Here is a 26,427-nt window from a genome sequence, read left to right on the forward strand (position 1 = left end):
TACATGGATGACGGCGCGATCTGGCTCGAGGATGCGGAACGACTTGTCGCCCGCGTCCGTGCCTACAACCCCCGCGCCGATTTTCAGAAAATCCGCGCCGCCTATACCTACGGCGCGGAGATGCACGAGGGGCAGTATCGCCACTCGGGCGAGCCCTACATCACCCATCCCGTCGCCGTCGCGATGATCCTGGCAGAGCAGCAGCTCGACGATGCCACGATCATCACCGCGCTGCTGCACGACACGATCGAGGACACCCGCTCGACCTATGGCGAGGTGGCCAAGCGCTTCGGTCCCGAAATCGGCGACCTTGTCGACGGGGTGACGAAGCTGACCAAGCTTCAGCTGTCCTCGACCGAAACCAAGCAGGCCGAGAACTTCCGCAAGCTCTTCATGGCGATGAGCCGCGACGTGCGGGTGATCTTCGTCAAGCTTGCCGACCGCCTGCACAACATGCGCACGATCAAGGCCATGCGCCCCGACAAGCAGGCCCAGAAGGCGCGCGAGACCATGGATATCTATGCGCCGCTGGCCGGTCGCATGGGCATGCAGTGGATGCGCGAAGAGCTTGAGGACCTGGCCTTCGGCGTGCTGAACCCGGAAGGCCGCCGCTCGATCATCACCCGCTTCGCCACGCTGCGCCGCGAGACGGGCGACGTGGTCGAGAAGATCACCGGCGACATCCGGCTGGAGCTCGACAAGGCCGGCATCAAGGGCGAGGTGCAGGGAAGGGCCAAGCGGCCGTTCTCGATCTGGCGCAAGATGGAAGAGAAGAACGTCGGCTTCTCGCGCCTGTCCGACATCTACGGCTTCCGCGTCATCGTCGCGACCGAGGCCGAGTGCTACTCGGTGCTGGGCGCGATCCACTCGCGCTGGCGGGCCGTGCCGGGACGGTTCAAGGATTACATCAGCCAGCCCAAGTCGAACGGCTACCGCTCGATCCACACGACCGTTTCGGGGCGCGATGCCAAGCGGGTCGAGGTGCAGATCCGCACCCGCGCCATGCACGAGGTCGCCGAGACCGGCGTGGCCGCGCATTGGTCCTACCGCGATGGCGAGCGCGTCGAGAACCCCTTCGCGGTCGATCCCGCGGGCTGGGTCGGTGCGCTGATCCAGCAGTTCGACGCGGCGGACGACCACGACGAGTTCCTCGAGGCCGTGAAGCTCGAGATGTACCAGGACCAGGTGTTCTGCTTCACCCCGAAGGGCGAGGTGGTGAAGCTGCCCAAAGGCGCGACGCCGCTGGATTTCGCCTACGCGATCCACACGAGGATCGGCGAGCGCGCGGTGGGCGCAAAGGTGGACGCGGTCCGCGTGCCGCTCTGGCACCGGTTGCGCAACGGCCAGTCGGTCGAGATCCTGACCGCCGAAGGTGGAACGCCGCAGGCCGGGTGGCTCGATCTGGTGGTCACGGGGCGGGCGAAATCGGCGATCCGACGGTCCCTGCGCTTCGCGGATCGCAAGCGCTTCATCAAGATCGGGACCGAGCTGGCTCGCGTCGCCTTCGACCAGATCGACCGGCGCATGACGGACAAGGCGCTGACCGCCGCCGCACGGACGCTGCGCCTGCCGTCGTCCGAGGAACTGCTGGCCCGGTTGGGCTCGGCCGAGCTGGAAAGCCGCCAGGTGATCGAGGCGCTCTATCCCGGCATCGCCCCGCGCGCGGGCGACGAGATCGAGCCGACCGCCGCGATCGTGGGCCCGCAGCCCGATCTGACCTTCCGCCGCGCCCCCTGCTGCCAGCCGGTGCCCGGCGAGCGGATCGTCGGCATCTCGTACCGGGGGCAGGGGGTGCTGGTCCATGCCATCGACTGCGAAGCGCTGGCCGGGTTCGAGGACCAGCCCGAGCGCTGGATCGACCTTGCCTGGCACGCCGGCAACCACCCGGCTGTCCACGACGTGACCTTCGACCTGACCATCGTGAACGATCCGGGCGTCCTGGGGCGGATCTGCACCATCATCGGGGTGCAGAAAGCGAACATCTCGGACCTGAGATTCCTGGACCGGCGGCAGGACTTCTTCCGCGTGCGGGTCGATGTCGAACTGCGCTCGGTCGAGCATCTTCACGCGCTGCGGATGGCGCTCGAATCGGAACACGACGTCGCCCTGGTCGAGAGGGTGCGGGATCCGGCGTTGAGCCCCTGAGATGTTCAAGCGCCGCACGCCCCGATCAACGTTCGCGCAGATCGGCCGCTCGCTCTGGCCGCGCGGGGGGTGGCTGCGGGCGGTGCGCTACGTCGTCTATCGCATCCGCCGCCTGCCGGACCCGGCCTACAAGATCAGCCGGGGGATCGCGGCGGGCGTCTTCGCGTCGTTCACGCCGCTCTTCGGGTTCCACTTCTTCGTCGCGGCGGGACTGGCCTGGATCATGGGCGGCAACATTCTGGCGGCGCTTCTGGCGACCTTCACCGGCAACCCGATCACCTTCCCGATCATCGCCGGGGTCTCGGTCCAGTTGGGAAGCTGGATCCTCGACCGGCCCGAGCCGATGCCTCTGAACGAGGTTTTCAACGCCTTCAGCCACGTTTCGGTCGAGCTCTGGCACAACCTGCACGCCACGTTCACGTCGGCCCCGGTCATCTGGTCCAACATGGCCGACTTCTTCGCCATGGTCTTCCTGCCCTACCTCGTCGGAGGCATCTTTCCTGGTGTGGTCGCGGGCATCGTGGCCTACTGCGTGTCGCGTCCGGTGATCGCGGCGTATCAGAGGGCCCGGATCACGCGCCTCAAGGCGCGGTTCGAGAAACGGCACGACCTGAGGGTGCCGAGGGAGAAGAAGATATGAGCGAGCGGCTGCGTCTCGGCGTCAACATCGACCATGTCGCAACTGTGCGGAACGCCCGGGGCGGGGACCTGCCCGACCCCGTCCGCGCGGCGAAGCTGGCCCAGGCCGCCGGGGCGGACGGGATCACGGCGCATCTGCGCGAGGACCGGCGGCACATCTCGGACCGGGACATCGACGCGCTGAAGAGCGCGCTGTCGGTGCCGCTGAACTTCGAGATGGCGGCCACGGACGAGATGCAGGCGATCGCGCTGCGTCACAAGCCGCACGCGGTCTGCATCGTGCCGGAACGGCGCGAGGAGCGGACGACCGAGGGGGGGCTCGAGGTCGCGCGCGACGAAAACCGGCTGGCGCATTTCATCGCGCCTCTGGCCGAGGCGGGGTGCCGGGTGTCGATCTTCATCGCCGCCGACCGCCCCCAGATCGAGGCTGCCGCGCGGATCGGTGCCAGCGTCGTCGAGCTTCACACCGGCGCCTATTGCGATGCCCACGCCGAAGGTCGCGAGGCGGATCGCGAGGCCGAGCTCGTGCGGATCACCGACATGGCGGGTTATGCTGACGAATTGGGGCTCGAGGTGCACGCCGGCCACGGCCTGACCTACGGTTCGGTGCCCCCCATCGCTGCGCTGCCACAGGTGCGCGAGTTGAATATCGGGCATTTCCTGATCGGCGAGGCGATCTTCCGCGGCCTCGACCCCGCCATCCGCGAGATGCGGCGCGTGATGGACGAGGCCCGGGAACTCACCCGATAGGGGGCGCCAGCAGTCGGCAGGCTGGCGCCGGTCAGTCCTGTGCGCGCAGGATCCGGGCGGGCCGGGCCGCCAGCGGCCCCCAGGCGAAGGCCAGCCCCGCCAGAAGGGTCAGGGAGACGCCGCCTGCTATGATCGTCAGGGCCGAAAGGGGCGCGAAGCGGTAGCTCGTTTCCATGATGTAGACCGATACGCCCCATCCTGCCGTCGCGCCCGCAACGGTCGCCACGAGGCCGGCGACGAGGCCCAGGATCGCCCAGCGCAGAGCGAAGCTCGTGAGGATCGTGGTGCGCGAGGCGCCGACGGTCTTGAGGATCGACGCCTCGTAGGTGCGCGCCCGTGTCCCCGCCGCCGCCGCGCCGATCAGCACCACGGCGCCGGTCACGAGGGTCGCAGAGGCGCCGTAGGTGATCGCTGCGGCCACCCCGGCGAGGATCTCGGACACCCGGTCGATCGCGTCGCGCACCCGGATCGCGGTGATGTTGGGGAACTGGCCGGCGATGTCTCGCAGGATACGCGCCTCGGCCTCTGGGGCGGCGTAGATCGTCGCTATCCAGGTATGGGGCGCGCCTTGCAATGCGGCCGGGTTCATCGACAGGACGAAACCGATCCCCGCGTTCGAGAAATCCACCTCTCGGAAAGACGTGATCTCGCCTTCGATGTCGCGGCCCAGGACGTTCACTGTCAGGCTGTCACCCAGCTCGAGCCCCAGCTCTGCGGCCTCTTCGGCGGCGAAGCTGACCTGGTTCGGGCCGTCGTAGCCCTCGGGCCACCATTCGCCGGCGGTGATCGTGGTGTCCGGCGGCGGGGTCGGGGCGTAGGTCACACCGCGGTCACCGCGCAGCACCCAGTGTTCGCCGGCGACAGTCTCGGCATCCTGGCCGTTTATCTCGGTGATGATACCGCGAAGCATGGGCGCGGCCTCGATCCTCTCGACCTGCGGGTCATCTTCAAGGGCGCGGATCGTGTCGATCTGGTCGGGCTGGATATCCACCATGAAATAGGCGGGCGCGACCTCCGGCAGGTCGCGCTGGATCGCGGCGCGCAAGTTGGCGTCGATCTGGCCGACCGCGGCCAGAACGGTGAGCCCAAGCCCGAGGGACAGCACCACCGCCCCGGCCTCGCCCGACGGGCCGCCGACCGCGCCCAGCGCCATGCGCAGCGACGAGCGTCCTTGGAACATGGGAAGGCGTCCCAGCCACCGGGCGGTGCGGCGCACGGCCCAGGCGGTGCCGAGCAACGCGAGGAATGCGGCCAGAAGTCCGCCGGCGGTATAGAGGGTAAGCGTCGGAATGCCCGAGAGCAGCGCGGCGGCGGCGACGAGGGTGAGCAGGAGCAGCCCGGTGGCCAAAAGGTAGCCGCGCCGGGGCAGCCCGCCGGGCAGGCCGCCGGCTTCGCGGAACAGGGCTGCGGCGCGGATGTCCTGCGCCTTGGCGAGCGGCCAGAGGGTGAAGAGCGCAGCGGCGAGGGTGCCGTAGAGCGCCGCCTCGACCAGCGCCAGCGGGTAAACCGAGATCGCGGCGGGAATCGGCAGGCGGTCCTTGATCAGCGGGGCGAAGACGAGGGGCAGCGCGCCGCCAAGCGCGAGGCCAAGGACGACGGCAAGCGCGGTGACCGCGCCGATCTGCAGGGCGAAGGCCAGGAACAGGGTCCGTGCCTCGGCGCCCAGGGTCTTGAGGGTGGCGATGGTGGCGGTCTTTTCCACCATGTGCGCGCGCACGGCCGAGGCCACGCCGATCCCGCCGACCGCCAAGCCGGCGAGCCCCACCAGAACGAGGAAGGCCGACAGGCGCTCGACGAAGGCCTGGATGCCGGGCGCGCCGTTGCGGCGGTCGCGCCAGCGGTAGCCCTCGTCCGGCATGACGGCCGCGAGGTTCTCTTCGGCCGCGTCGAGATCGGTCCCCTCGGGCAGGCGCAGGCGGTACTCGGTCTCGTAGAGGGTGCCGGGCTGGATCAGGCCGGTGCCCTCCAGATCCTCGGTCAGGATGAGCGTCCGGGGCCCCAGTTCGAAGCCGCCGGCGGCGTTGTCGGGCTCGGCCACGATCCGCGCGGTGAGGCGGAAGGTCTTTTCGCCGAGGGTGAAGGTCTCGCCGATGTCGAGGCCGAGGCGGTCGGCCAGCACCGGGTCCATCGCGGCACCGGGCGGGTCGCCTGCGGTGGCCTGTGCCAGGGTTTGCGGGGGATCGAGGCGCAGGTCGCCGTAGATCGGGTAGGCGTCGTCGACCGCCTTGATCTCTGTCAGGGCGCGGTCCTCACCGACCCTCACCATCGAGCGGAAGTCGACGATCTCGGACACCTCGCCCAGATCGGCGAGAGCGGCACGCTCGGCCTCGGTGGCGAAGCGATAGGTGAACTCGACGCTGGCATCGCCGCCCAGCAGGGTCGCGCCCTCGCGGGCAAGGCCCTCGGTGATCGCCTCGCGCACCGAGCCCACGGCGGCGATCGCGGCGATCCCGAGGGCGAGACAGGCGAGGAAGACACGGAATCCACGCAGCCCGTGCCGGAACCCGTTGCGCAGCTCTCGGCGGGCGATGTTGAGGGCGGGGTTCACTCCGCCGCCTCGGCGTTGCGGGCAAGGCGGCCGTCCTCGAGCCGGATGGTGCGGCCACAGCGCGCGGCGAGGTCGGGGGCGTGCGTGACCAGAATCAGCGTCGAGCCGTGGCGCGCGTTCAAACCGAAGAGCAGGTCCATGATGGCATGGCCTGTGGGACCGTCCAGGTTGCCGGTCGGTTCGTCGGCAAGCAGGATTTCGGGCCGAGGTGCTGCGGCGCGCGCCAAGGCCACGCGCTGCTGCTCGCCGCCCGACAGCTCGGACGGGTAGTGGTGCATCCGGTGCCCGAGACCGACGGCCTCAAGCTCGGCGGCGGCGCGCTCGAACGCGTCGCCATGTCGCGCCAGTTCGAGGGGCGTCGCCACGTTTTCGAGCGCGGTCATCGTCGGGATCAGGTGGAAGGACTGGAACACCACGCCCATATGGGACCGACGGAAGCGGGCGAGCGCATCCTCGTTCATCGCGGTCAGGTCGTGACCCAGCGCATGCACGGTGCCGCCCGTGGCCCTTTCGAGGCCGCCCATGACCATGAGGAGCGACGACTTGCCCGACCCACTCGGCCCGACCAGCCCCACCGTCTCGCCACGCGCCACGTCGAGCGTGACGCCCTTCAGGATTTCCACCGGCCCCGCATTGCCGGCAAGGGTGAGTTCCGTGTCGGCGAGCGTGAGGATGGTTTCGGCCATGTGCAACTCCGTACTGCGTTCCGCATATGGGGCCGGGGGCATGGCCCTCAAGGCAGGCGCGCTGATCTGTCTGGCCGGACCCGCGCTGGCCGAGGTCACGGTTGCGGCACTGGGCGATTCGCTGACCCAGGGCTACGGGCTGCGGCAGGACGAGGGGTTCGTCCCGCAGCTTCGCGAATGGCTGCACGCGCAAGGGGCCGAGGTGGAGGTGATCAATGCCGGAGTCTCGGGCGACACAACGGCGGGCGGGCTCAGCCGTGTGGCGTGGACCCTGACCGATGAGGTGGACGCGATGGTCGTGGCGCTGGGCGGAAACGACCTGTTGCGCGGGATCGACCCGGCGGCCTCGAAGGCCAACCTCGACGGTATCCTCGCGGCGGCAGACGAGGCCGGGGTCGAGGTGCTGCTGATCGGCATGGAGGCGCCGGGCAACTACGGTGCGGACTACAAGCGCGCCTTCGACGGGATGTACGGCGAGCTTGCCGAAAAATGGGACGTGCCGCTTGCCGAAACCACGTTCCTGGGCGCCTTGATGGAGATCGAGGACCGCCAGGCCGCGACCGCCCGCTACATGCAGGACGACGGCATCCATCCCAATGCCGAGGGCGTGGGCGTGATCGTCGAAGCGCTTGGCCCCGCCGTGCTGAACCTGGTGGAGCGCACCGAGGGCGAGTGACCGGGCGGCCATGATCCCGCGGGTTGTTCGGGCCTGATATTGCACGCCTGCATGGGCCATGCGAAGCCGCGCCCATGCAGGCAATCCGACTCATCGCGGGGGACCGGGCGCTTCAGCTCATCACCCTCGCGTTCCTCCTCCACGGCAGCTTTGCCGCGTCATTGGTGCCCTACCGCTCGCTTCTGGGGGTAGAGTGGTTCGGCTTGTCGGACGGGATGTTCTCGCTGGTCTTCGCCTGCGGGTCGATGCTCAGCCTGTTCTGCGCCATCGGGGTGGGCGTGCTGACCGACCGGACCGGGCGGCGGCGCAACGCAGCGCGGCTGGCCTCGGCGGCTGGTGTCACGGGCGCGGCGCTGGTGTTCCTGGTGAACGAGACCTGGGCCTTCGTCGTCGCGCATATCCTGTTCTTTCCCGTGGGAATGACGCTGTTCTCGCAGCTTTTCACCTTGGCCCGCCTCGCCGCCTCGACCCATCCGCCCGAGATGCGCACCGGCCTTCTGGCGGCGATCCGCGCGGCCTTTGCGGTGCCCTTCGTCGTCGTGCTGCCGGTCTGGTCCGTCGTGCTTTCGGCCGGCGTGCCGCTGATCTGGGTCTATGGCGTCTGTGCCATTGCCGAACTGACGACCCTGACGCTGTTCGTGCTGGCCTGGCCGGCGGACGGACGGACCCGCTGGAAGGATGCGCCCTCGGGCCTGACGCTGGTGGGTGCCCTGCGGGAGCTGTCGGAGCCGCGCGTGGTGGGGCGGTCGGCGATGGTGGTGCTGGTGCTGTCGGGGTTGCAGATCTACCTCATCCTCGTCGGCCTGATCCTGACCGGGTTCGCAGAGCGCGATGCGGGCGACGTGGCGCTCTTCGTCGGCGCCGTGGCGGCGCTGGAGATCCCGATCATGCTGGCGCTGTCGGGGCCGTTGCAGCGGTTCGGGCAGGTCCGGGTGATCGCCTTCGGAGCGTTGGTCTACGCCGCCTTCGTCGGGCTGATGCCGGTGCTGGGGCCGCTTCCGGTGGTCTGGGTGCTGCCGGTGCTGGGCGCGCTGGGCGGCGCGGTAATCCTGACCGTCCCGAACGCCTACCTGCAGGACCTGATGGATGCACGCCCCGGCGCAGGCGGATCGCTGATCGCGCTGTGCAACCTGGCCGCGCAACTGCTGGCCGCGGCGCTGTTCGCGGCGGGCACGGCGATCGGGGGCTATGGCCTTGTCGCGTGGATCGCCGCAGGGGTCGTGTCGGTCGGTGGTGTGGGCTTGGCGCTTCGGGGCGCGCCCGCTCGCGCGTGACACCATTGTCATCGCGCGCGGGGCCTGTAAGACAGGGCCGCACGCACGCGAGGAGCCCAATGGACGCCCCAGACCGCATCGGCATCGTCGGCACCGGCCTGATCGGCGCGGCCCTCGCCGCGCTCGTGTCCCGTCGCGCGCCGAACGTGGCGATCGAGGCGGTCGAGCCGCAGGGCGCCTATCGCGCTGCGGTCGCCGCCCAGTTTCCGCGCATCACCTGGCGCCACTGTGCAGAGGATCTCAGGGCCTGCGACATGGTCTTCCTGTGCTGCCCGCCGCACGCGATCCAGAAGCTGGCGCGCGAGGTGCTGGACACGTGCGACGGCCTCGTGATCGACGCGGGCTCAGTCAAGGGGCGCATCGTCGAGGGGCTGTCGGACGCGCCGCGCTTCATCGGCGGCCACCCTCTTGCCGGCGGCAACCGCCCCGGACCCTTCCGTGCCGAGCCCGACGCGCTGGTCGCGGCCCGTTTCGTGCTGACCCCGCATGCAGGCAATGCCGAGCCCGACGTCGAGCGGGTCGAGAGCTTCCTTGCCCGCCTCGGCTTCTCGGTCGTCCGGTTGGACGCCGGGGCCCACGACCAGATCGTGGCGCGGACCTCGCACCTGCCGCACCTTCTGTCCTACGCCTATGCCGGCCTGCTGTCCGAGATGGACCACGACGAGCTGCAGGTCTTCGCCTCGCGATCGACGCGGACCCTCAGCCGCCACGCGGCGCAGAACACCCGCATGTGGGGCGAAATCTTCGAGCAGAACGACACGGCGCTGTCGGACGCGCTGGACGACCTGATCCTCGAACTGATGGCCCTGCGCAACGGCTTTGCCGGCGCGGGCGACAGCGTGGCCAAACGCCTTGAAACGGCCGCCCAAACGGCCGCGATCCTCAACGGGAGCAACGACGAATGAGCAAGATCGGCTATCTCGGCCACCCCGGCAGCTACTCGCACCAGGCGGCCACGCAGCTGCGACCCGACGGCGAGCACGTGAACTTCCCCTCGTTCGACGAACTGGTCGCAGCCTGCGAGCAGGGCGACGTGGCCGAGGCGGTTCTGCCGCTGGAAAACTCCGAATCCGGCCGTATCCCCGACGTGCACCGGTTGGTCGCCTCGATGGAGCTGTTCATCGTCGGCGAGCTGCTTCTTGATGTCGGCCACTGCCTCGTGACCTGCGGCCCGGCGGTCGAGGCGGAGATCCACTCGATCTTCTCGCACCCGCAGGGCTTCCTGCAGTCGTCGAAATTCCTGAAGGAGCGCTTTCCCGACGCGCAGCGCCGCACCCGGTCCGACACGGCCAGCGCCGTGCGCGAGGTGGTGGCCAGTGGCGACCGGCACATCGCCGCCATCGGGTCGGAATTCGCGGCGAAGCACTACGGCGGCACGATCCTGCACCGGGGCATCTCGAACCGCGAGGACAACATCACCCGCTTCGTGATCGTCGGCAAGGAAGCCACCTTCGATGCCACGGACGACATGTCCTCGCTGATCATCCAGGTCAGCCACAAGCCGGGCAGCCTGGTGCATGCGCTGGCGGTATTCGGCAATCACGGCGTGAACATCACAAAGCTCGAGACCTACATGATCTCGGAGCGGACCGAGCTGCCGACCTTCTACCTCGACATCGGCTGCGGCGGGCAGGCGCAGAAGCTGATCGACGCCATGTCCGAGATCGAGCCGCATATCTCGTATTCCAAGTTCCTCGGTTCCTACAAATCCGATTCGCGCCGCACCGGGCGCAACGGGTTCCTGAAGCCCTGATGGAGAAGAGCATGACTGCGAAATACGACGACGTCGCCTTCTTCGTCCCCGAAGAGAAGGCCAAGTTCGAAGCCTTCGCCCGCGGCCGCTCGATCACCGAGCTGGGCAAGCTGGTGCTGTCGGTGCGCAACGCCGAGAGGCTGGGCGCGGCGGCCGAACCGATGGCGGCGGCCTACCTCATCACCAACCTGCTGCTGATGAGCCGGGCGCAAAGGCGCATCGCCAAGCTGGTGATCCTCGACATGGCCGGAACGGCCCGGTCCGAACTGTTCCCGCTGACCAACGCGCTGCGGTATTTCCTGATGGAGGATTACACCCAGCTCGACAATTTCGACGCCTGGGTCACCTCGCTGAAGGACGTGGCGAAGGTCTCGCCGCGGCTTCGGGACGAGCTGAGCGACCTGTCCGACTTCATGAACTCGTCCGAGCTTGGCGATGCTGGTCTTGGCCAGCGCAAGGCCGAGACCATGCTGGCAGTCCGCTCACCCGAATTCACCGAGGATCAGGGCCTGACGGCCGATGTCGGCAACCCGTTCATGGTGCGCTTCTCGGCCGCGGGCGAGGAAAGCCTCGACGTGCTGGGCCAGTCGATCCATGGCGAGGCGTTCTCGTTGCGGGTGGCGAACTCGCGCGACGTGATCGTGATCGAGATCGACGGCGCCCAGGCCGAGACCGCGATCTCGCAGTGGATCAAGCGGCTGGACGACGTTCTGGACAACGCGTTGCTGGGGCTGAACTCGGCCTAGCCCGTCAGGCGCGAGGCGAGGCGGCGGGCGCGCGTCGGCTCGCGGGTCCAGCGGGCGGCGACCTGCCAGGCCAGGCGCGGCTGCTCGGCCTCGGCGCGGTCGAACAGCGCCACGTCGCGGCGGCTTTCGTCCCAGCCCAGCAGCCCGGGACGGCCGTCCGCGCACCGGACCAGGGTCTTTGGGCTCAGGTCACCGTGGACCACCGTCAGCGGCTGGTTGACCAGCGGCTCCCATGCCGCGCGGCAGGCGGCGGCAACCTCTGGCGGCATCGCGTCGAGGTCGATATCGCCGCCGCGGCTCCACTTCAGAAGCGACTGCGAAGACAGGAAATCGGGCCGCTGCGGCACACGGCGGGTCAGGTCGTGGAAGACGGCGATCCGCGTGCGGATCTGCGGCAGCTCGGTCGGGGCAAAGGGGCGGCCGGAGAGGGCCATCTCGCAGGTCCAGCCGTCCTCGACCAAGCGGCCGTTCACGCTTGGCACGTGGCGCGGCACGGCAAACCCTGCGCGCTCCGCCAGGTCGTGAACGTCGTTCAGCCAGGCCACCGCCTCGTCGCTGCGGGTCGTGGGGCGGAAGATTCGATCGGCGGCGCGGACGGCGCGGTTGTCGGCGGGGACCGGCGTGGCCTTGATCCTGACGTCCCAGAGATGCAGCGGCGGCCCGTCGTTCCGCGTCATTTCCAGTCGAAGAAATCGTCCGACGCCCGCGACAGGAGCGCCTCGGCCAGTTGCCGGCCCAGTTCGGCGCCGTCGGCGATTGCCCCCTGGACCTCGTCCGACAGGCATTCCGACCCGTCGGTCCGCAGGATCTCTCCCCGAAGCCGAAGAGTGTCGCCGGTCAACTCTGCCAGACCGGCAATGGGCGTCTCGCACGACCCGTCGAGCCGGGCGAGGTACGCCCGTTCCGCCGCGAGGCGCAGGCCGGTGTCGTGGTCGTGGATCGCGGCCAGCATCTCGGCCATGCGGTCGTCGGACAGGCGCCTTTCGATCCCGATTGCGCCCTGGGCGACGGCTGGCAGCATCTCGTCCTCGGGGATGGGCAGGCGGGGGACATCATCGTCGCCGAGGCGGTTGAGGCCGGCCATGGCAAGGAAGGTCGCATTCGCCACGCCGTCCGCCAGCTTGCGCAGGCGGGTTTGCACGTTGCCGCGGAACTCGACCACGGTCAGGTCGGGCCGCCGGTTCAGAAGCTGCGACTTGCGCCGCAGCGACGATGTGCCCACCACGCGCCCCTCGGGCAGCTCGGCGAGGCTGCCGCCGTCCAGCGAGATGAATGCGTCCCGCGGATCCTCGCGCGGAAGGTAGGTGTCGAGCGTCAGCCCCTCGGGCTGCGCGACCGGCATGTCCTTCATGGAATGGACGGCGATGTCGATCTCGCCCGACAGCAGCGCCTCTTCGATCTCGCGGGTAAACAGGCCCTTGCCGCCGATCTCGCGCAGGGGGCGGTCGATCACCCGGTCGCCGGTGGTCTTGATGACGACGATCTGGAACGCCTCGCCCGGCAGGTGGAAGGCGGTCGCCAGCCTGTCGCGCGTCTCGTTGGCCTGTGCGAGCGCCAGCGGCGAGCCGCGCGTGCCGATCTTCAGCGGGGTATTTGGGGTGGGCATATCCATGGGTCCGAGGCATAGGGCCGCGGCGGGGGCAGGGCAACAAGCCTTGACACCCGTGCCTGCCCGCCCGACCAAGCGCCGACCGGACGGAGAGCCATGATGACCAAGAAGCTGTTGCGCGCGCTCGGGGGCGAAGTGATGGACGTGCCGCCCGCGTGGATGATGCGCCAGGCAGGGCGCTACCTGCCCGAATACCGCGAGACGCGCGCCAAGGCCGGCGACTTCCTGTCGCTGTGCTACAATCCCGAACTCGCCGCCGAGGTCACGTTGCAGCCGATCCGCCGCTTCGGGTTCGACGGGGCGATCCTGTTCGCAGACATCCTGCTGGTGCCACAGGCGCTGGGTGCCGACCTGTGGTTCGTCACCGGCGAGGGACCGCGGCTGTCGCCCATCGAAACGCCCGAAGGCGTCGCCGCCCTGAAGCCCGCCGACGCGGTCCACGACACCCTGTCGCCCATCTACGAGACGGTGCGCATCCTGTCGCGCGAGCTGCCCGACGACGTCGCGCTGATCGGCTTTGCCGGCGCGCCCTGGACCGTGGCGACATACATGATCGCCGGGCGCGGCACCCCCGATCAGGGGCCGGCGCACGCGTTCAAGGAGGCGCACCGCCCGGCCTTCGATGCGCTGATGGAGCGGATCACCGAGGCGACCATCGAATACCTCTCGGCGCAGGTCGATGCGGGGGCCGAGGTGGTCAAGATCTTCGACAGCTGGGCCGGATCGCTCAAGGGCGACGACTTCCTCCGCTATTCTCAAGAGCCGGCGGCGCGCATCACCGCCGCGCTGAAGGAACGCCACTCGGGCATTCCTGTCATCGCCTTCCCGCGCGAGGCGGGCGAGCGCTACGTCGGCTTCCACAACGCGACCGGGGCGGATTGCGTCGCGCTGGACAACTCGGTCGATCCCGAATGGGCGGCAGCCAACGTGCAGGTCTCGGGTTGCGTGCAGGGCAACCTGGCGCCGGGCCACATGGTGACGGGCGGTCAGGCGCTGGTGGACGAGGTGCGGCGCATCCGCGACGCCTTCTCCGGCGGGCCGCACGTGTTCAACCTGGGCCACGGGATCACGCCGGACGCGGATCCCGACAACGTGACCCTGATGCTCGAGACGCTCAGGGGGTAGGAACCGCGCCAGGCCGCAGCCGTTGCGCCGTCATGTTCGATTTCATGGCGCAGCATTCCGACGTCATCTCGGTGATCGTCAACATCATCCTGACGATCGTCTGGATCGTCTACTTGAACCTGTTCTTCATCAGTCATCGCAGGCAGAAGTCGCCGATGATCCTCATCCGTCGCGGCGCCGGGACCGGACCCGAAGCGCGGTTGTTCATCTCGAACATGGGGGCCGAGCCGATCTACGTCTCGGCCCTGATCGCGGATTGCTACTCGGGCGACAAGGTGACGACGGCCTACATCACCCAGAACGATCACATCAGCGCGGAAGAGCTCTCCACCCCCGACGCGGCGACGAACGAGGGGCCGCTGGGCTCGGGCGACTACCTCGACGCCGGCAGTTTCGACAGCCTCATGAAGCGGATCGAGCGGCATTCGGACCAGCCGCTGAAAGCCGACGAGGTCGAGCGCGTCACGATCACGGTCGTCGCCTCGACAGGATATTCCGCGCTGATCTCGGCGGCCAGCTCGACCTACACGATCCTGCAATGCGGTCAGACGCGCATTTTCCACCCCGAGCATGTCTCGACCATCCAGCACACGGGGCGGAGGGCGCGGCGGCGCATCCGGCGCCGGCTCGAACAGCAGATCGAAAGCGAGCTGGAGATGGCCACGCCGGTGAACGGCCAATCAAAATCCGAGGCGGCCTGATCAGGGTCGAGAGCCATGCGTCAGTCCGGCAATTCGGCCGCCGGGACAATGGGAAAGAACGTGCCGGCCGAGCGGATGCCGAACCAGTCGCCCTCGACCTCGCCCCGATCCACCAGGCGGTAGAAGCTTTTACGGTCGATCCGCGCCTCGAGACCGTTGCGCACCATGACGTAAGGCGAGGGCTCGCCACTTTCGTCACGCTCGACCCGGATCGGGTGGTCGGCATCGGCGCCGACGCGGTCGCCCACATTGGTCTGGAAGGTCAAGGTTCCGTCATCCACCGTGAAATCCACCGCGATGAAGGGCGCGTCCTCGACCGTGATTCCCACCTTTTCGACCGGTGTGACGAGGAAATAGGCGTCGCCCTCGCGCTTGAGGATGGTCGAGAACAGCCGCACCAGCCGGTGCCGTCCGATGGGCGTTCCCTGGTAGAACCACGTCCCGTCGCGCCGGATCTGCATGTCGAGGTCGCCGCAGAAGGGGGGATCCCACTTCTCGACCGGCGGCATACCGCCTTTGGAAGCGGCACGGGCGGCATCGGCCAAGGCATTCGCGTCCGGCATCACGGCCATTTGTCTCAACCCCGCTTTTGTCATTTGTGCCCCCCGCGATAGGTCTGCGATGGTGCGTTGAATGACCTAGTTGCCCGAGGAGCGATGTCATGGTGGACCCCATCCTGTACGAGATCGAGACGCTGGGCGACAAGCTATCCCAGGCCCGCGCGTCGATCACCAAGCGATTCATCGGCCAGACCCGCGTGGTCGACCTGGTGCTTGCGACCCTTCTCTGCGGTGGCCACGGGCTGCTGATCGGCCTTCCGGGCCTCGGAAAGACGCGGCTGGTCGAGACGCTGTCGATCGTCATGGGCCTTGATGGCAAGCGGGTGCAGTTCACGCCCGACCTGATGCCCGCCGACATCCTGGGCTCCGAGGTGCTGGAGACCGGCGCCGACGGCAGCCGGGCGTTCAAGTTCATCCAGGGCCCGATCTTCACCCAGCTTCTGATGGCGGACGAGATCAACCGGGCCTCTCCTCGGACCCAGTCCGCGCTGCTTCAGGCCATGCAGGAGAAATCTGTGACCGTGGCGGGGCAGGACCATGCGCTGGCGGCCCCCTTCCATGTCCTCGCAACCCAGAACCCGATCGAGCAGGAGGGGACCTACCCGCTGCCCGAGGCACAGCTCGACCGGTTCCTGGTCCAGATCGACGTGCCCTACCCGGACCGCGATACCGAGCGCGACATCCTGCTGGCCACGACCGGCAGCACCGACGAGGTCGCCCACGCGGTCTTCACCGACCACGAGCTGATCGAGGCGCAGATGCTCTTGCGCCGGATGCCGGTGGGCGACGGCGTGACCGATGCGGTCCTCGACCTGGTGCGCGCCTGCCGCCCCGAGGACCCGACCGCGTCGCAGGCGGTGCGCGAGCATGTCGGCTGGGGCCCCGGCCCCCGCGCCGCACAGGCGCTGATGCTGACGGTGCGCGCGCGGGCACTGATCGACGGACGGCTGGTGCCGAATGTCGAGGACGTGGCCGACATGGCCGAGCCGGTGCTGATCCACCGCATGGCCCTGACCTTCGCCGCCCGCGCCCGGGGCGAAAGCCTGGCCCGCGTGATCGCCGAAACCGTCGAGCGTACGACGAAGGTGCGGTCGGCCGCGTGAGCGATCCCGTCACCCTCCGGTCCCGTGCCGAACGGCTGGCGGCGCCCTTCCCGCCGCTTCTGGCGGGCGCACGCCATCTGGCGGGCTCGGTCGTGCTGGGCTCGCACGGGCGTCGACGGCCGGGGCATGGCGACGAGTTCTGGCAGTACCGCACCGCCGTTCAGGGCGACGAGGCGCGCAATATCGACTGGCGCCGCTCGGGACGATCGGATGCGCATTTCATCCGCCAGATGGAATGGCAGGCCGCGCAATCGGTGACGATCTGGGTCGATACTTCGGCCTCGATGCGCTTTGCCTCGACCCGGAACCTGCCCGAGAAACGCTTCCGCGCCAGCGAACTTGGCCTCGCGCTTGCGATCCTGTTGAACCAGGCCGGCGAGCGCTTTGGGCTGATGGGCCACGACCTGCCCGCCCGCACCGGTGAGCTGCAGTTGATGCGCATGGCCGAGGCGCTGGAGCGCAGCGGTCCGGGCGGCGAATACGGCGCACCCGTGGCGCGCGAGATGCCGTCGCGGTCGCGCGCGGTATTCCTGTCGGATTTCCTGGGCGACATCGCCCCCGCCCGCGCCGCGCTGACGGAAGCCGCCGATCGCGGCGTATCGGGCATGCTGATCCAGGTGCTCGACCCCCAGGAAGAGGCGTTCCCCTTCGATGGCCGCACGATCTTCGAAAGCATCGGCGGGACCATCCGCCACGAGACGCTGAAGGCCCGCGACCTGCGCGGCCGCTACCTGGAGCGTCTGGCCGAGCGCAAGGCCGAGCTGCAGGGCCTCTGCCGCGCGACCGGCTGGCAATACAGCACCCACCACACCGATCATCCGGCCACGAGCATCCTGCTCTGGGCGTGGTCGGCGCTTGAAAGGGTCGTGTGATGCTGATCCTCGGCCCCATCGGCTTCACGGCCCCCTGGATCCTTCTGGGACTGATCGTGCTGCCGATCCTGTGGCTTCTGCTGCGCGCCGTTCCGCCCGCGCCGATCCGTCGGCGCTTCCCGGGCGTCGCCCTGCTTCTGGGCCTGAAGGACGAAGAGCATCAGGCCGACAAGACGCCGTGGTGGCTGCTGCTGCTGCGTTCGCTGGCCATAGCCGCGCTGATCGCGGGCTTTGCCGGGCCGGTGCTGAACCCCGACCCGCGGACGGCGGCAAGCGGGCCGCTTCTGGTCCTGATGGACGGCACCTGGTCGGATGCGCGCGACTGGCCGCGCCGGATCGAGCGCGTCGAACAGGCGCTGGACGAGGCCGCGCGCGACGGACGGACGGCGGCGCTGGTGGTGCTGACCGACCGGCCCGAGGGCGAGTTGCCATTCCGCGCCGCACAGTCGTGGAAGGCGCAGCTTGCGGGTCTCACGCCCGCACCATGGGCGCCCGAGGGTGCCGCGGATTGGGCCGCGAGGCTCGACGGGGCCTTCGACACGATCTGGCTGTCCGACGGCCTGGCCTACGACTGGCGCGCCGAGGTTCTGACGGCGCTCGAAGCGCGGGGTGCGGTCAGCGTGTTCGAAAGCCCCCGTCCGATCTACGGACTGCGTCCCGCCGCGTTCGAGGATGGCGCCATAGCCCTGTCCCTGACCCGCGCCCGCCCCGAGGGCGCGGCGACCGTCACGGTCGCGGCTAGCGGGCTCGATCCCAACGGGGTGGAACGCGAGCTCGCCACCGCCGAGCTGGAGTTCGAGGACGGCGCGACCGAGGCCGAGCTGTCGCTGTCCCTCCCGCCCGAGCTGCGCAACCGGGTCAGCCGGTTCGAGGTCATCGGCACCCGCTCGGCCGGGGCGGTTACGCTGACGGACGACGCGCTGAAACGGCGCGAGGTGGCGCTGATCGCCGGGCAGGACGACCGTGAAGGGCTCGAGCTGCTGAACCCCACGCACTACATCGAACAGGCGCTGGACCCGGTGGCGGACCTTTTGGACGGCTCGCTGTCCGAGGTTCTGCTGGCCAATCCCGATGCCATCGTCCTGGCCGACGTGGCCACGGTTCCTGCCGGTCAGGCCGACCAGCTGCGCGAATGGGTCGAGGATGGCGGGCTTCTGGTGCGCTTTGCCGGCCCGCGCGTGGCGGCGTCGGACCTGTCGCGCGACCGCGAGGAGCCGCTGATGCCGGTGCGGCTGCGCGCGGGCGGCCGGTCGGTCGGCGGCGCGATGAGCTGGGGCGAGCCCAAGACCCTGCGCGCCTTCGATGCCGACTCGCCCTTCTCGGGCCTGTCCATTCCTGAGGATGTCTCGGTGAACGCCCAGGTCCTGGCCGAACCCGACCCCGAGCTGTCGGACCGCACGATCGCCTCGCTTGCCGACGGCACCCCGCTCGTCACGCGCAAGCGGATCGGGGCGGGGCAGGTGGTTCTGTTCCACGTCACCGCCAATGCCGAGTGGTCGAGCCTGCCGCTGTCGGGTCTCTTCGTTTCGATGCTGGAACGCCTGGCCGTCTCGACCCGTCCCTCGCAGCCCGATGCCGAGGAATTGGCAGGCACCACCTGGACCATCGACCAGCGGCTCACCGCCTTCGGGCAGGTCGAGGAGGCCGGGACGCTGCCCGGCGTCCCGGGCGAGCGGCTGGCCGCCGGTGAGCCCGGCCCCGAGGCGCCACCGGGCCTCTACGCCGGCGAGGATCGCCGGATCGCCCTGAACGTCGTCGGGCCCGAGACGAGTCTCACCCCCGCGATCTGGCCCGCGCGCATCCCGGTCGAGGGGTTGCGAACCAGCGAGGAACGTTCCCTCGCGGGGTTGCTCCTGTCGCTGGGGCTCGGTCTCCTGGCGCTCGACGTGCTCGCCGCGCTCTGGCTTGCCGGGCGTCTGACCGGGCCGCGGGCGGCTGCGGTGGTCGCGGCGCTGGCGTTCATGCCCTTGGGCGGCGAGGTCCGGGCGCAGCAGGCGGCGGCGACCACGGACGAGGGCTTTGCCGTCGACGTGACGTCGGAAGTGACCCTCGCCCATGTCCTGACCGGCAATCCGGAGGTGGACCGCGTGGCCGCCGCCGGCCTCGAAGGGTTGGGGCAGACGCTGTTCCGCCGCACCTCGGTCGAGCCGGCCGCGCCGGTGGGCGTGAACGTGGAAGAGGACGAACTGGCCCTTCTCCCGTTCCTCTACTGGCCCGTGACGGCCGACATGGAGCGTCCCTCGGACGAGGCCTATGCCAAGCTGAACGCCTACCTGCGCACCGGCGGCATGATCCTGTTCGACACGCGCGACGCAGACGTTTCCAGCGCCGGCGGCGCCACCGCGACAAGCCGCATGCTGCAGGAGCTTGCCCGGCCCCTCGACATTCCGCCGCTGGAGCAGATCCCCGACGACCACGTCCTGACGCGGACGTTCTACCTGCTGCAGGACTTTCCCGGGCGGCACCGCGAAGGCACGATCTGGGTGGAGGCCGCCCCCCCCGGCGCCGAAGAGGCCGTCGAGGGGATGCCGTTCCGCGACCTCAACGACAACGTGACGCCGGTGGTGATCGGCGGCAACGACTGGGCCGCGGCCTGGGCGGTGGACGAGCAGGGGCGGCGCATGTTCCCCGTGGGTCGCGGCTTTGCCGGAGAGCAGCAGCGCGAGATCGCCCTGCGCTTCGGCGTGAACCTGATCATGCACGTCCTGACCGGCAACTATAAGTCGGACCAGGTGCACGTGCCGGCCCTGCTCGATCGGCTGGGAAATTGACCGGGGGCGGAAGGGGCGCTGCCCCCGCGGCTGCGCCGCTCCCCCGGAGTATTTTTCGCAGGATGAAGACGCGGAAGGATAGGACGACGTGACCGAAACCGTGATCTTCGACCCGCTCGTGCCCTGGGCGGTGATCGCCGCGCTGGGTCTTCTGGCGGCGCTGGTCGTGGGGCTGGCCCTATGGCGGGGCCTGGGCGGCTGGTGGCTTCGCGGGTTGGCCGCGGTGGCGCTTCTGGCGGCACTGTCCGGGCCGTCGCTGCAAAGCGAAGAACGCGCGCCCCTGTCCGATATCGTGATCGCGGTGGTGGACGAAAGCGCATCGCAGCGGATTTCGGACCGGGAATCGCAGTCCGAACGGGCGCTGGAGCGGCTCGAGGCCGAGGTGGCGGCGCTGGAGAATACCGAACTGCGCGTGGTGCGTCTTGGTGACGGGGACGAGGACGATGGCACGCTCCTGATGACCGCCCTGGCCGAGGCCATGGCCGAAGAGCCTTCGGCACGGATCGCCGGCGCGGTGCTGATCTCGGACGGGCGCCTTCACGACATCGAGCACGCGCCGGACCTGCCCGCGCCGCTGCACCTGCTGATGACGGGCCACGAGGACGACTGGGACCGGCGGCTCGAGATCACGACCGCGCCCGCCTTCGGCATCCTGGGCGAGGAGGTGGCGCTGCGGCTGCGGGTCGAGGACCAGGGCGCCGTGCCCGATGATCGGCAGGGTCCGGTGGAGCTGCTGATCTCGGTCGATGGGGGCGAGGCGCAAAGCTTCACCGTGCCCACCGGCGAAGAGATGGAACTGCCCGTGGTGCTGTCCCATGCCGGGATGAACGTGATCCAGTTCCAGGTTCCAGTCGCCGAGGGCGAGCTGACCGACCGCAACAACGCTGCCGTGGTGCAGATCAACGGCGTGCGGGACCGGCTGCGGGTGCTTCTGGTTTCCGGCGAGCCGCATCCGGGCGAGCGGACGTGGCGCAACCTGCTGAAGTCGGATTCCAGTGTCGACCTAGTGCACTTCACGATCCTCAGGCCGCCCGAAAAGCAGGACGGCGTGCCGGTGAACGAGCTGTCGTTGATCGCCTTCCCGACGCGCGAGCTGTTCCTTGAGAAGATCGACGAGTTCGACCTGATCATCTTCGACCGCTACCAGCGGCGGGGGATCCTGCCCGCGCTCTACCTCGACAACGTGCGGCAGTATGTCGAGAACGGCGGCGCGGTGCTGGTCGCGGCCGGCCCGGATTTCGCGACCGCCGCGTCGCTCTATCGCTCGCCACTTGGGGAAATCTTGCCTGCCGCGCCGACAAGCCGCGTGCTGGAAGAACCCTACCTGCCCGAATTGACCGATATCGGGCGGCGCCACCCGGTGACGCAAGGGCTGGGCGGCGACGGCGAAACGCCCGCCTGGGGCCGCTGGATGCGCCAGATCGAGCTGGAGCCGGTGTCGGGCGAGGTCGTGATGACCGGGATCGGGGACAGCCCGCTTCTGGTGCTCGACCGGGTTGGCGAGGGTCGGGTGGCGCTGCTGGGTTCGGATCACGCATGGCTGTGGTCGCGGGGTTTCGAAGGGGGCGGGCCGCAGCTCGACCTGCTGCGCCGCGTCGCCCATTGGTCGATGGAAGAGCCCGAGCTTGAGGAAGAGGCGCTGACGGCGACGGCGGACGGCCAGACAATGACCGTGACGCGACGTACCCTCGACGATGAGGCCGGCCCGGTGGAAATCGAGGGGCCGACCGGCGAGACGGTCACGCTGGAGATGGAAGAGGTCGCCCCCGGCCGGTTCCAGGCGGTGTATCAGGGACCTGAGATCGGCCTTTATCGCCTGACACAGGGCGACGAAGAGGCGGTGATCGCCCTCGGCCCGCAATCGCCCCGTGAATTCGCAGAAACCGTGGCGAGCGGCGAGGTGCTCGAGCCGGTGATCGACGCGACTCAGGGCGGTATCCGCTCGATTGAAGAGGGGCTGCCCGGCCTGCGCCAAGTGCGCGAGGGACGGCCGGCGGCCGGGCGCGGCTGGATCGGGATCACCCCGCGCGGCGCTTATCTGACGGCGGACGTGACGGCGGTGCCGCTTCTGCCCGCGTGGCTGTGGCTGCTGATCGCTGGCGCGCTCGCCATCGGGGCGTGGCTGCGCGAGGGGCGCCGCTGACCCGGGCGTGATCGACTGCGCTTGGGCGGGTTGCGTGCGGCGCGGGTTCCCCATAGATGGAGACGGTCACGCGAGACGGGATACCGCCCCATGGAAAACATCGTCCTTACCATCCACCTGATCCTGGCCCTGTGCCTGATCGGTGTCGTGCTGCTTCAGCGCTCGGAAGGCGGTGGGCTTGGCATGGGGGGCGGTGGCGGCACCATGTCGGCGCGGGGGGCGGCGACCGCCCTCGGCAAGATGACCTGGGGCCTGGCGATCGCGTTCATCTGCACCTCGATCTGGCTGACCGTCATCGCGGCGCAGAATACCTCGGACAGCTCGGTTCTGGATCGGCTGGGGACCTCAGGCGCGCCGGTCACCGATGGCGACCAGTCGCCCAGCGTGCCGGAACTTGGCGGCGACCTTCTGCCCCCGCCGACCGCCGCGCCGGACGCCTCGCTGCCGCCCCGGGCCGAGTGAGTCGAGGTCGCGCGCCTGTTGCGGGTGGCGCGCGAATGCCCTAGGCACCAAATCCCGTGAGGGGCCCGTCGGGCCGTTCGGATTCCTTCGAAAATCACGGGGAGCTCCCGCATGGCGCGTTACGTTTTCATCACAGGCGGCGTGGTTTCGTCCCTTGGAAAGGGGCTGGCCTCGGCGGCGCTCGGGGCGCTTCTGCAGGCGCGGGGCTTCAGCGTGCGGCTGCGCAAGCTCGACCCCTATCTGAACGTCGATCCCGGCACGATGAGCCCATTCGAGCATGGCGAGGTCTTCGTCACCGATGACGGCGCCGAAACCGACCTGGATCTCGGCCATTACGAGCGGTTCACCGGCGTCGCGGCGCGCTCGACGGATTCGGTATCGGCGGGGCGGATCTATTCGTCGGTGCTCGAAAAAGAGCGGCGGGGCGACTACCTGGGCAAGACGATTCAGGTGATTCCGCACGTCACCAACGAGATCAAGGATTTCCTGACGATCGGCGCCGACGAGGTGGACTTCCAGCTCTGCGAGATCGGCGGCACCGTCGGCGACATCGAGGGCCTGCCCTTCTTCGAGGCGATCCGCCAGTTCGCGCAGGAGCGGCCGCGCGGGCAGTGCATCTTCATGCACCTGACCCTGCTGCCCTGGATCGCGGCGAGCGGCGAGCTGAAGACCAAGCCGACCCAGCACAGCGTGAAGGAGCTGCGGTCGATCGGTATCGCGCCGGACGTGCTGGTCTGCCGCTCCGAACGCCCGATCCCCGAGAAAGAGCGCGAGAAGCTGGCCCTGTTCTGCAACGTGCGCCCTGACAGCGTGATCGCGGCCTATGACCTGAAGTCGATCTACGAGGCGCCGCTGGCCTATCACCGCGAGGGGCTGGATCAGGCGGTGCTCGATGCGTTCGGCATCAGCCCGGCGCCGAAGCCGATCCTGGATCGCTGGCACGACGTGGCGGACCGGGTGTTCAACCCCGAAGGCGAGGTCAAGGTGGCCATCGTCGGCAAGTACACGCAGCTCGAGGACGCCTACAAATCCATCGCCGAGGCGCTGACCCATGGCGGCATGGCGAACCGGGTGAAGGTGAAGATCGAGTGGGTCGATGCCGAGATCTTTGACCGCGAGGATGCGGCGCCTCATCTCGAGCCCTATGACGCGATCCTCGTGCCCGGCGGCTTCGGCGAGCGTGGAACCGAGGGCAAGATCAAGGCCGCGCAATTCGCCCGCGAGCGGAAGATCCCGTACCTCGGCATCTGCCTGGGGATGCAGATGGCGGTGGTCGAAGCGGCGCGGAACCTCGCGGGGCTCGAAAACGCCGGCAGCCAGGAATTCGACCACGAGGCAGGGGGCGAGAGGTTCGAGCCGGTGATCTTCCACCTCAAGGAATGGATCAAGGACAACCAGACCATCGCCCGCGACGTTCTGGACCAGAAGGGCGGTACGATGCGCCTGGGGGCCTACACGGCGCAGCTGAAGGACGGTTCCAAGGTCGCCGAGGTCTATGGCAGCCACCGGATCGAAGAGCGTCACCGTCACCGCTACGAGGTGGACATCAAGTATCGCGAGGCGCTCGAGGCGCAGGGGTTGTGCTTTTCGGGTATGTCGCCCGACGGTCGCCTGCCCGAAATCGTCGAGGTGTCGGACCACCCGTGGTTCATCGGCGTGCAGTTCCACCCCGAGCTGAAATCCAAGCCCTTCGCGCCGCACCCGCTGTTTGCGGACTTCGTGCGGGCGGCGAAAGAGGTCTCGCGCCTAGTCTGAAAGGTGTATGCGGGTGTAGTGATGGTATATCCAATGGATAGCTGCCCCGCCGCCAATACTCATCTTAATATGAGCCCGGGGAGCCTTGAGGGCGCGCGGGACCGCGCCTGCCGGACTGCGAGTCGTGTTTGCTCGAAAGTGGCACTGCGCTTCGAACGTGTTTCGCTTCGGGATGATCTATGTCGACACGACTCTTCACATGCCGTTTTTGCGGCCATCGCATGCGTCTCGGCGTTTCACATTGCGGCGCGTGCTTGATGCCGGCGCCCTCGCATAACAGGCCGACATTCGTGGCCGTCGTGTCTCTTGGCGCAACGATCGCGTTCGTTACAGGTATCTTCCTGGCCACGAGCGCGCTTGCCCATCGTTCCCACACGACCGCAGACGCGCAGGTGAGCGGCGCTGTTGCCGTGACCGAGTGTTGCTCTCCCGACGTTTGATCAGCACGACGGCCAGGCGGATCAGGTCGAGGGGAACGTCCAGCAGATCTCTGACGGTGTGATCTTGCCGCATGAACGACGGGCGCCGGACCAGCGCCCGTTTTCTTATGCGCCATGTCTGCTATCTCTGCGGCGCGCGACCCTGGGGAGACTGGAATGAGCGATTTCGACTACGACCTTTTCGTGATCGGCGGCGGATCGGGTGGCGTGCGCGCGGCGCGCACCGCGGCTGCGACCGGTGCCCGGGTCGCGCTGGCCGAGGAAAGCCGGATGGGTGGTACCTGCGTCATCCGCGGCTGCGTTCCCAAGAAGCTGATGGTCTTCGCCTCGAACTTCCCGCGCGAGGTCGAGAACGCCGCGCTCTACGGGTGGGACGCGGATGTCGGCGACTTCGACTGGCCGATGTTCCGCAAGCACCTGCACGCCGAGCTGGACCGGCTCGAGGGGGTCTACGGCACGATGCTGCGCAAGTCGGGGGTCGAGATTTTCCCCACCCGCGCCCGCGTGACTGGGCCGCACGAGATCACGCTGGCCGACGGCACGGTGAAAAGCGCCCAGCACATCCTGATCGCCACCGGCGGCCGCCCGGTGAAGCCGCCTTACGCGACGAAGGATCTGGGCCTCGTCTCGGACGACATGTTCGACCTCGACACCTTGCCGAAGTCGCTGCTGATCGTGGGGGGCGGCTATATCGGCTGCGAGTTCGCCTGCATGATGGCTGGCCTCGGCGTGAACGTGACGATGTACCTGCGCGGCGGCCAGATCCTGAACGGGTTCGACGAGGAAAGCCGGGGCCTCGTGGCCGAGATGATGCGCGGCAACGGCATCGACATCCACACCGGCACGTCCGTGGTCAACATGGACCGCGCCGATACCGAGCACATGCCGACGGCCGGCGGCTCGGACGCGGCAATGGGGGCGCCGGTGGGCGAGGACGTGACCGACCGGACCGAGACCCCGGGCGGCACCGGGTCGATCTGGGTCAAGGCCTCCAATGGGCGGGAGGGGGTGTTCGACCGGGTGCTCTTCGCCACGGGGCGCGCGCCCAACACCGAAGGCATGGGCCTGGCCGAGATCGGGGTCGAACTGGGCCGACGGGGCGAGATCGTGGTCGACCGCTACAGCCAGACCAGCGTCCCCTCGATCTACGCTATCGGAGACGTGACCGACCGTGTGCAGCTGACGCCGGTGGCCATTCGCGAGGCAATGGCGTTCACGCGGACGGTTTTTCTGGGCGAGGATTGCCCCGTCGATCACGAGCTCATCCCCTCGGCCGTGTTCACCCAGCCCGAGCTCGGCTCGGTCGGCCTGACCGAAGAGCAGGCCCGCGAGACGCACGACATCGAGGTCTACGCGACCTCGTTCCGGCCCATGAAAACCGCCTTCATCGACCGCCCGGACCGCACAATGTTCAAGCTGATCGTGGACAAGGAGACGCGCGTGGTGCTGGGGGCGCATATCGTGTCCGAAGGTGCGGGCGAGTGGATCCAGCTTGTCGGGATCGCGGTGAAGAACGGCCTCACGAAAGAGCAGTTCGACATGACTTGCGCCGTGCACCCGACGGCCACGGAAGAGCTCGTCACCATGTCGCAGCCGCGCGCCTGAGGTTGAACGGCTTTCCCTCAGTGCGCATCTAAGACAAGTTACACGGGACATTTGAAACGCGAGG

General features: G+C 68.7%; 22 protein-coding genes. 17 read left to right on the forward strand and 5 right to left on the reverse strand.

The window, feature by feature from the left end:
* Positions 1-3 precede the first annotated feature (3 nt).
* Genes PAM7066_RS10630 through PAM7066_RS10640 form a run of 3 tightly spaced genes read left to right on the forward strand, consistent with a single transcriptional unit; the run spans position 4 to position 3,534 of the window.
* Positions 4-2,145, forward strand: a complete 2,142-nt coding sequence (locus tag PAM7066_RS10630; RefSeq protein WP_085854142.1) for a RelA/SpoT family protein — start codon at positions 4-6, stop codon at positions 2,143-2,145.
* A gap of 1 nt (position 2,146) precedes the next feature.
* Entirely contained in the window at positions 2,147-2,785 is a 639-nt protein-coding gene (locus PAM7066_RS10635) for a DUF2062 domain-containing protein (protein WP_085854143.1), read from the forward strand.
* Positions 2,782-3,534 carry a pyridoxine 5'-phosphate synthase gene (locus PAM7066_RS10640; protein WP_085854144.1) on the forward strand — a complete coding sequence of 251 codons (753 nt, stop codon included), beginning with the start codon at positions 2,782-2,784 and terminating at the stop codon, positions 3,532-3,534. Before PAM7066_RS10635 ends, PAM7066_RS10640 begins: the two co-directional genes overlap by 4 nt.
* 31 nt (positions 3,535-3,565) lie before the next feature.
* On the opposite strand, the gene PAM7066_RS10645 is transcribed toward PAM7066_RS10640, so the two are convergent.
* Complete coding sequence (locus PAM7066_RS10645) at positions 3,566-6,082, reverse strand: ABC transporter permease (RefSeq protein WP_085854145.1); 2,517 nt, start codon at positions 6,080-6,082, stop codon at positions 3,566-3,568.
* Complete coding sequence (locus tag PAM7066_RS10650; protein WP_085854146.1) at positions 6,079-6,768, reverse strand: ABC transporter ATP-binding protein; 690 nt, start codon at positions 6,766-6,768, stop codon at positions 6,079-6,081. The genes PAM7066_RS10645 and PAM7066_RS10650 overlap by 4 nt, the downstream gene beginning before the upstream one ends.
* A gap of 40 nt (positions 6,769-6,808) precedes the next feature.
* Between PAM7066_RS10650 and PAM7066_RS10655 the strand changes: the two genes are divergently transcribed.
* The 5 genes from PAM7066_RS10655 to PAM7066_RS10675 all read left to right on the forward strand — a co-directional run bounded on the left by PAM7066_RS10655 (position 6,809) and on the right by PAM7066_RS10675 (position 11,217).
* The gene (locus PAM7066_RS10655) at positions 6,809-7,444 is read left to right on the forward strand and encodes an arylesterase (protein ID WP_085854214.1); all 636 of its coding nucleotides are present in this window, start codon (positions 6,809-6,811) and stop codon (positions 7,442-7,444) included.
* 74 nt (positions 7,445-7,518) lie between these two features.
* The gene (locus PAM7066_RS18960) at positions 7,519-8,718 is read left to right on the forward strand and encodes an MFS transporter (RefSeq protein WP_085854147.1); all 1,200 of its coding nucleotides are present in this window, start codon (positions 7,519-7,521) and stop codon (positions 8,716-8,718) included.
* Positions 8,719-8,777: 59 nt separating this feature from the next.
* Positions 8,778-9,623 (forward strand): prephenate dehydrogenase, encoded by an 846-nt coding sequence (locus PAM7066_RS18965; protein WP_085854148.1) that lies wholly within the window; start codon positions 8,778-8,780, stop codon positions 9,621-9,623.
* A complete protein-coding gene (locus PAM7066_RS10670) occupies positions 9,620-10,471 on the forward strand; it encodes a prephenate dehydratase (protein ID WP_085854149.1) in 852 nt (283 codons plus the stop codon). Before PAM7066_RS18965 ends, PAM7066_RS10670 begins: the two co-directional genes overlap by 4 nt.
* An 11-nt stretch (positions 10,472-10,482) precedes the next feature.
* The gene (locus PAM7066_RS10675; RefSeq protein ID WP_085854150.1) at positions 10,483-11,217 is read left to right on the forward strand and encodes a hypothetical protein; all 735 of its coding nucleotides are present in this window, start codon (positions 10,483-10,485) and stop codon (positions 11,215-11,217) included.
* On the opposite strand, the gene PAM7066_RS10680 is transcribed toward PAM7066_RS10675, so the two are convergent.
* Together PAM7066_RS10680 and hemC are read right to left on the reverse strand one after the other, a co-directional pair.
* Complete coding sequence (locus PAM7066_RS10680) at positions 11,214-11,894, reverse strand: aminoglycoside phosphotransferase/kinase family protein (RefSeq protein WP_085854151.1); 681 nt, start codon at positions 11,892-11,894, stop codon at positions 11,214-11,216. The two genes, PAM7066_RS10675 and PAM7066_RS10680, sit on opposite strands and share 4 nt — an antisense overlap.
* Entirely contained in the window at positions 11,891-12,823 is a 933-nt protein-coding gene (hemC, locus tag PAM7066_RS10685; RefSeq protein WP_085854152.1) for a hydroxymethylbilane synthase, read from the reverse strand. Before hemC ends, PAM7066_RS10680 begins: the two co-directional genes overlap by 4 nt.
* A gap of 99 nt (positions 12,824-12,922) precedes the next feature.
* On the opposite strand from hemC, the gene hemE reads away from it, so the two are divergent.
* Both hemE and PAM7066_RS10695 read left to right on the forward strand, forming a co-directional pair.
* Positions 12,923-13,951 carry a uroporphyrinogen decarboxylase gene (hemE, locus tag PAM7066_RS10690; protein ID WP_085854153.1) on the forward strand — a complete coding sequence of 343 codons (1,029 nt, stop codon included), beginning with the start codon at positions 12,923-12,925 and terminating at the stop codon, positions 13,949-13,951.
* A 32-nt stretch (positions 13,952-13,983) separates the two neighbouring features.
* On the forward strand, positions 13,984-14,652 hold the full coding sequence (locus PAM7066_RS10695) for a hypothetical protein (RefSeq protein ID WP_085854154.1): 669 nt from the start codon (positions 13,984-13,986) through the stop codon (positions 14,650-14,652).
* A 20-nt stretch (positions 14,653-14,672) separates the two neighbouring features.
* Here the strand turns inward: PAM7066_RS10695 and PAM7066_RS10700 are convergent, their stop codons facing one another.
* Positions 14,673-15,224, reverse strand: coding sequence for a DUF1285 domain-containing protein (locus PAM7066_RS10700; RefSeq protein ID WP_370738089.1), 552 nt, complete (start codon positions 15,222-15,224; stop codon positions 14,673-14,675).
* Between the two features lie 89 nt (positions 15,225-15,313).
* Between PAM7066_RS10700 and PAM7066_RS10705 the strand changes: the two genes are divergently transcribed.
* The 7 genes from PAM7066_RS10705 (at position 15,314) to PAM7066_RS10735 (ending at position 26,363) form a co-directional block, all read left to right on the forward strand.
* Complete coding sequence (locus tag PAM7066_RS10705; RefSeq protein WP_085854156.1) at positions 15,314-16,315, forward strand: AAA family ATPase; 1,002 nt, start codon at positions 15,314-15,316, stop codon at positions 16,313-16,315.
* Positions 16,312-17,187: a DUF58 domain-containing protein gene (locus PAM7066_RS10710; RefSeq protein WP_085854157.1), complete on the forward strand. Its 876-nt coding sequence runs from the start codon at positions 16,312-16,314 to the stop codon at positions 17,185-17,187. Before PAM7066_RS10705 ends, PAM7066_RS10710 begins: the two co-directional genes overlap by 4 nt.
* Positions 17,187-19,958, forward strand: a complete 2,772-nt coding sequence (locus PAM7066_RS10715; RefSeq protein ID WP_085854158.1) for a DUF4159 domain-containing protein — start codon at positions 17,187-17,189, stop codon at positions 19,956-19,958. Before PAM7066_RS10710 ends, PAM7066_RS10715 begins: the two co-directional genes overlap by 1 nt.
* 88 nt (positions 19,959-20,046) lie before the next feature.
* Positions 20,047-22,101, forward strand: coding sequence for a hypothetical protein (locus tag PAM7066_RS10720; protein ID WP_085854159.1), 2,055 nt, complete (start codon positions 20,047-20,049; stop codon positions 22,099-22,101).
* A 90-nt stretch (positions 22,102-22,191) separates the two neighbouring features.
* Positions 22,192-22,563: a preprotein translocase subunit SecG gene (gene secG / locus PAM7066_RS10725; protein WP_085854160.1), complete on the forward strand. Its 372-nt coding sequence runs from the start codon at positions 22,192-22,194 to the stop codon at positions 22,561-22,563.
* 111 nt (positions 22,564-22,674) lie between these two features.
* Positions 22,675-24,318: a CTP synthase gene (pyrG, locus tag PAM7066_RS10730; protein ID WP_085854161.1), complete on the forward strand. Its 1,644-nt coding sequence runs from the start codon at positions 22,675-22,677 to the stop codon at positions 24,316-24,318.
* A 596-nt stretch (positions 24,319-24,914) separates the two neighbouring features.
* Positions 24,915-26,363, forward strand: a complete 1,449-nt coding sequence (locus PAM7066_RS10735) for an FAD-dependent oxidoreductase (RefSeq protein ID WP_085854162.1) — start codon at positions 24,915-24,917, stop codon at positions 26,361-26,363.
* The last annotated feature ends 64 nt before the right edge of the window (positions 26,364-26,427 follow it).

Source organism: Palleronia marisminoris, from assembly GCF_900172315.1.
Lineage (GTDB): Bacteria > Pseudomonadota > Alphaproteobacteria > Rhodobacterales > Rhodobacteraceae > Palleronia > Palleronia marisminoris.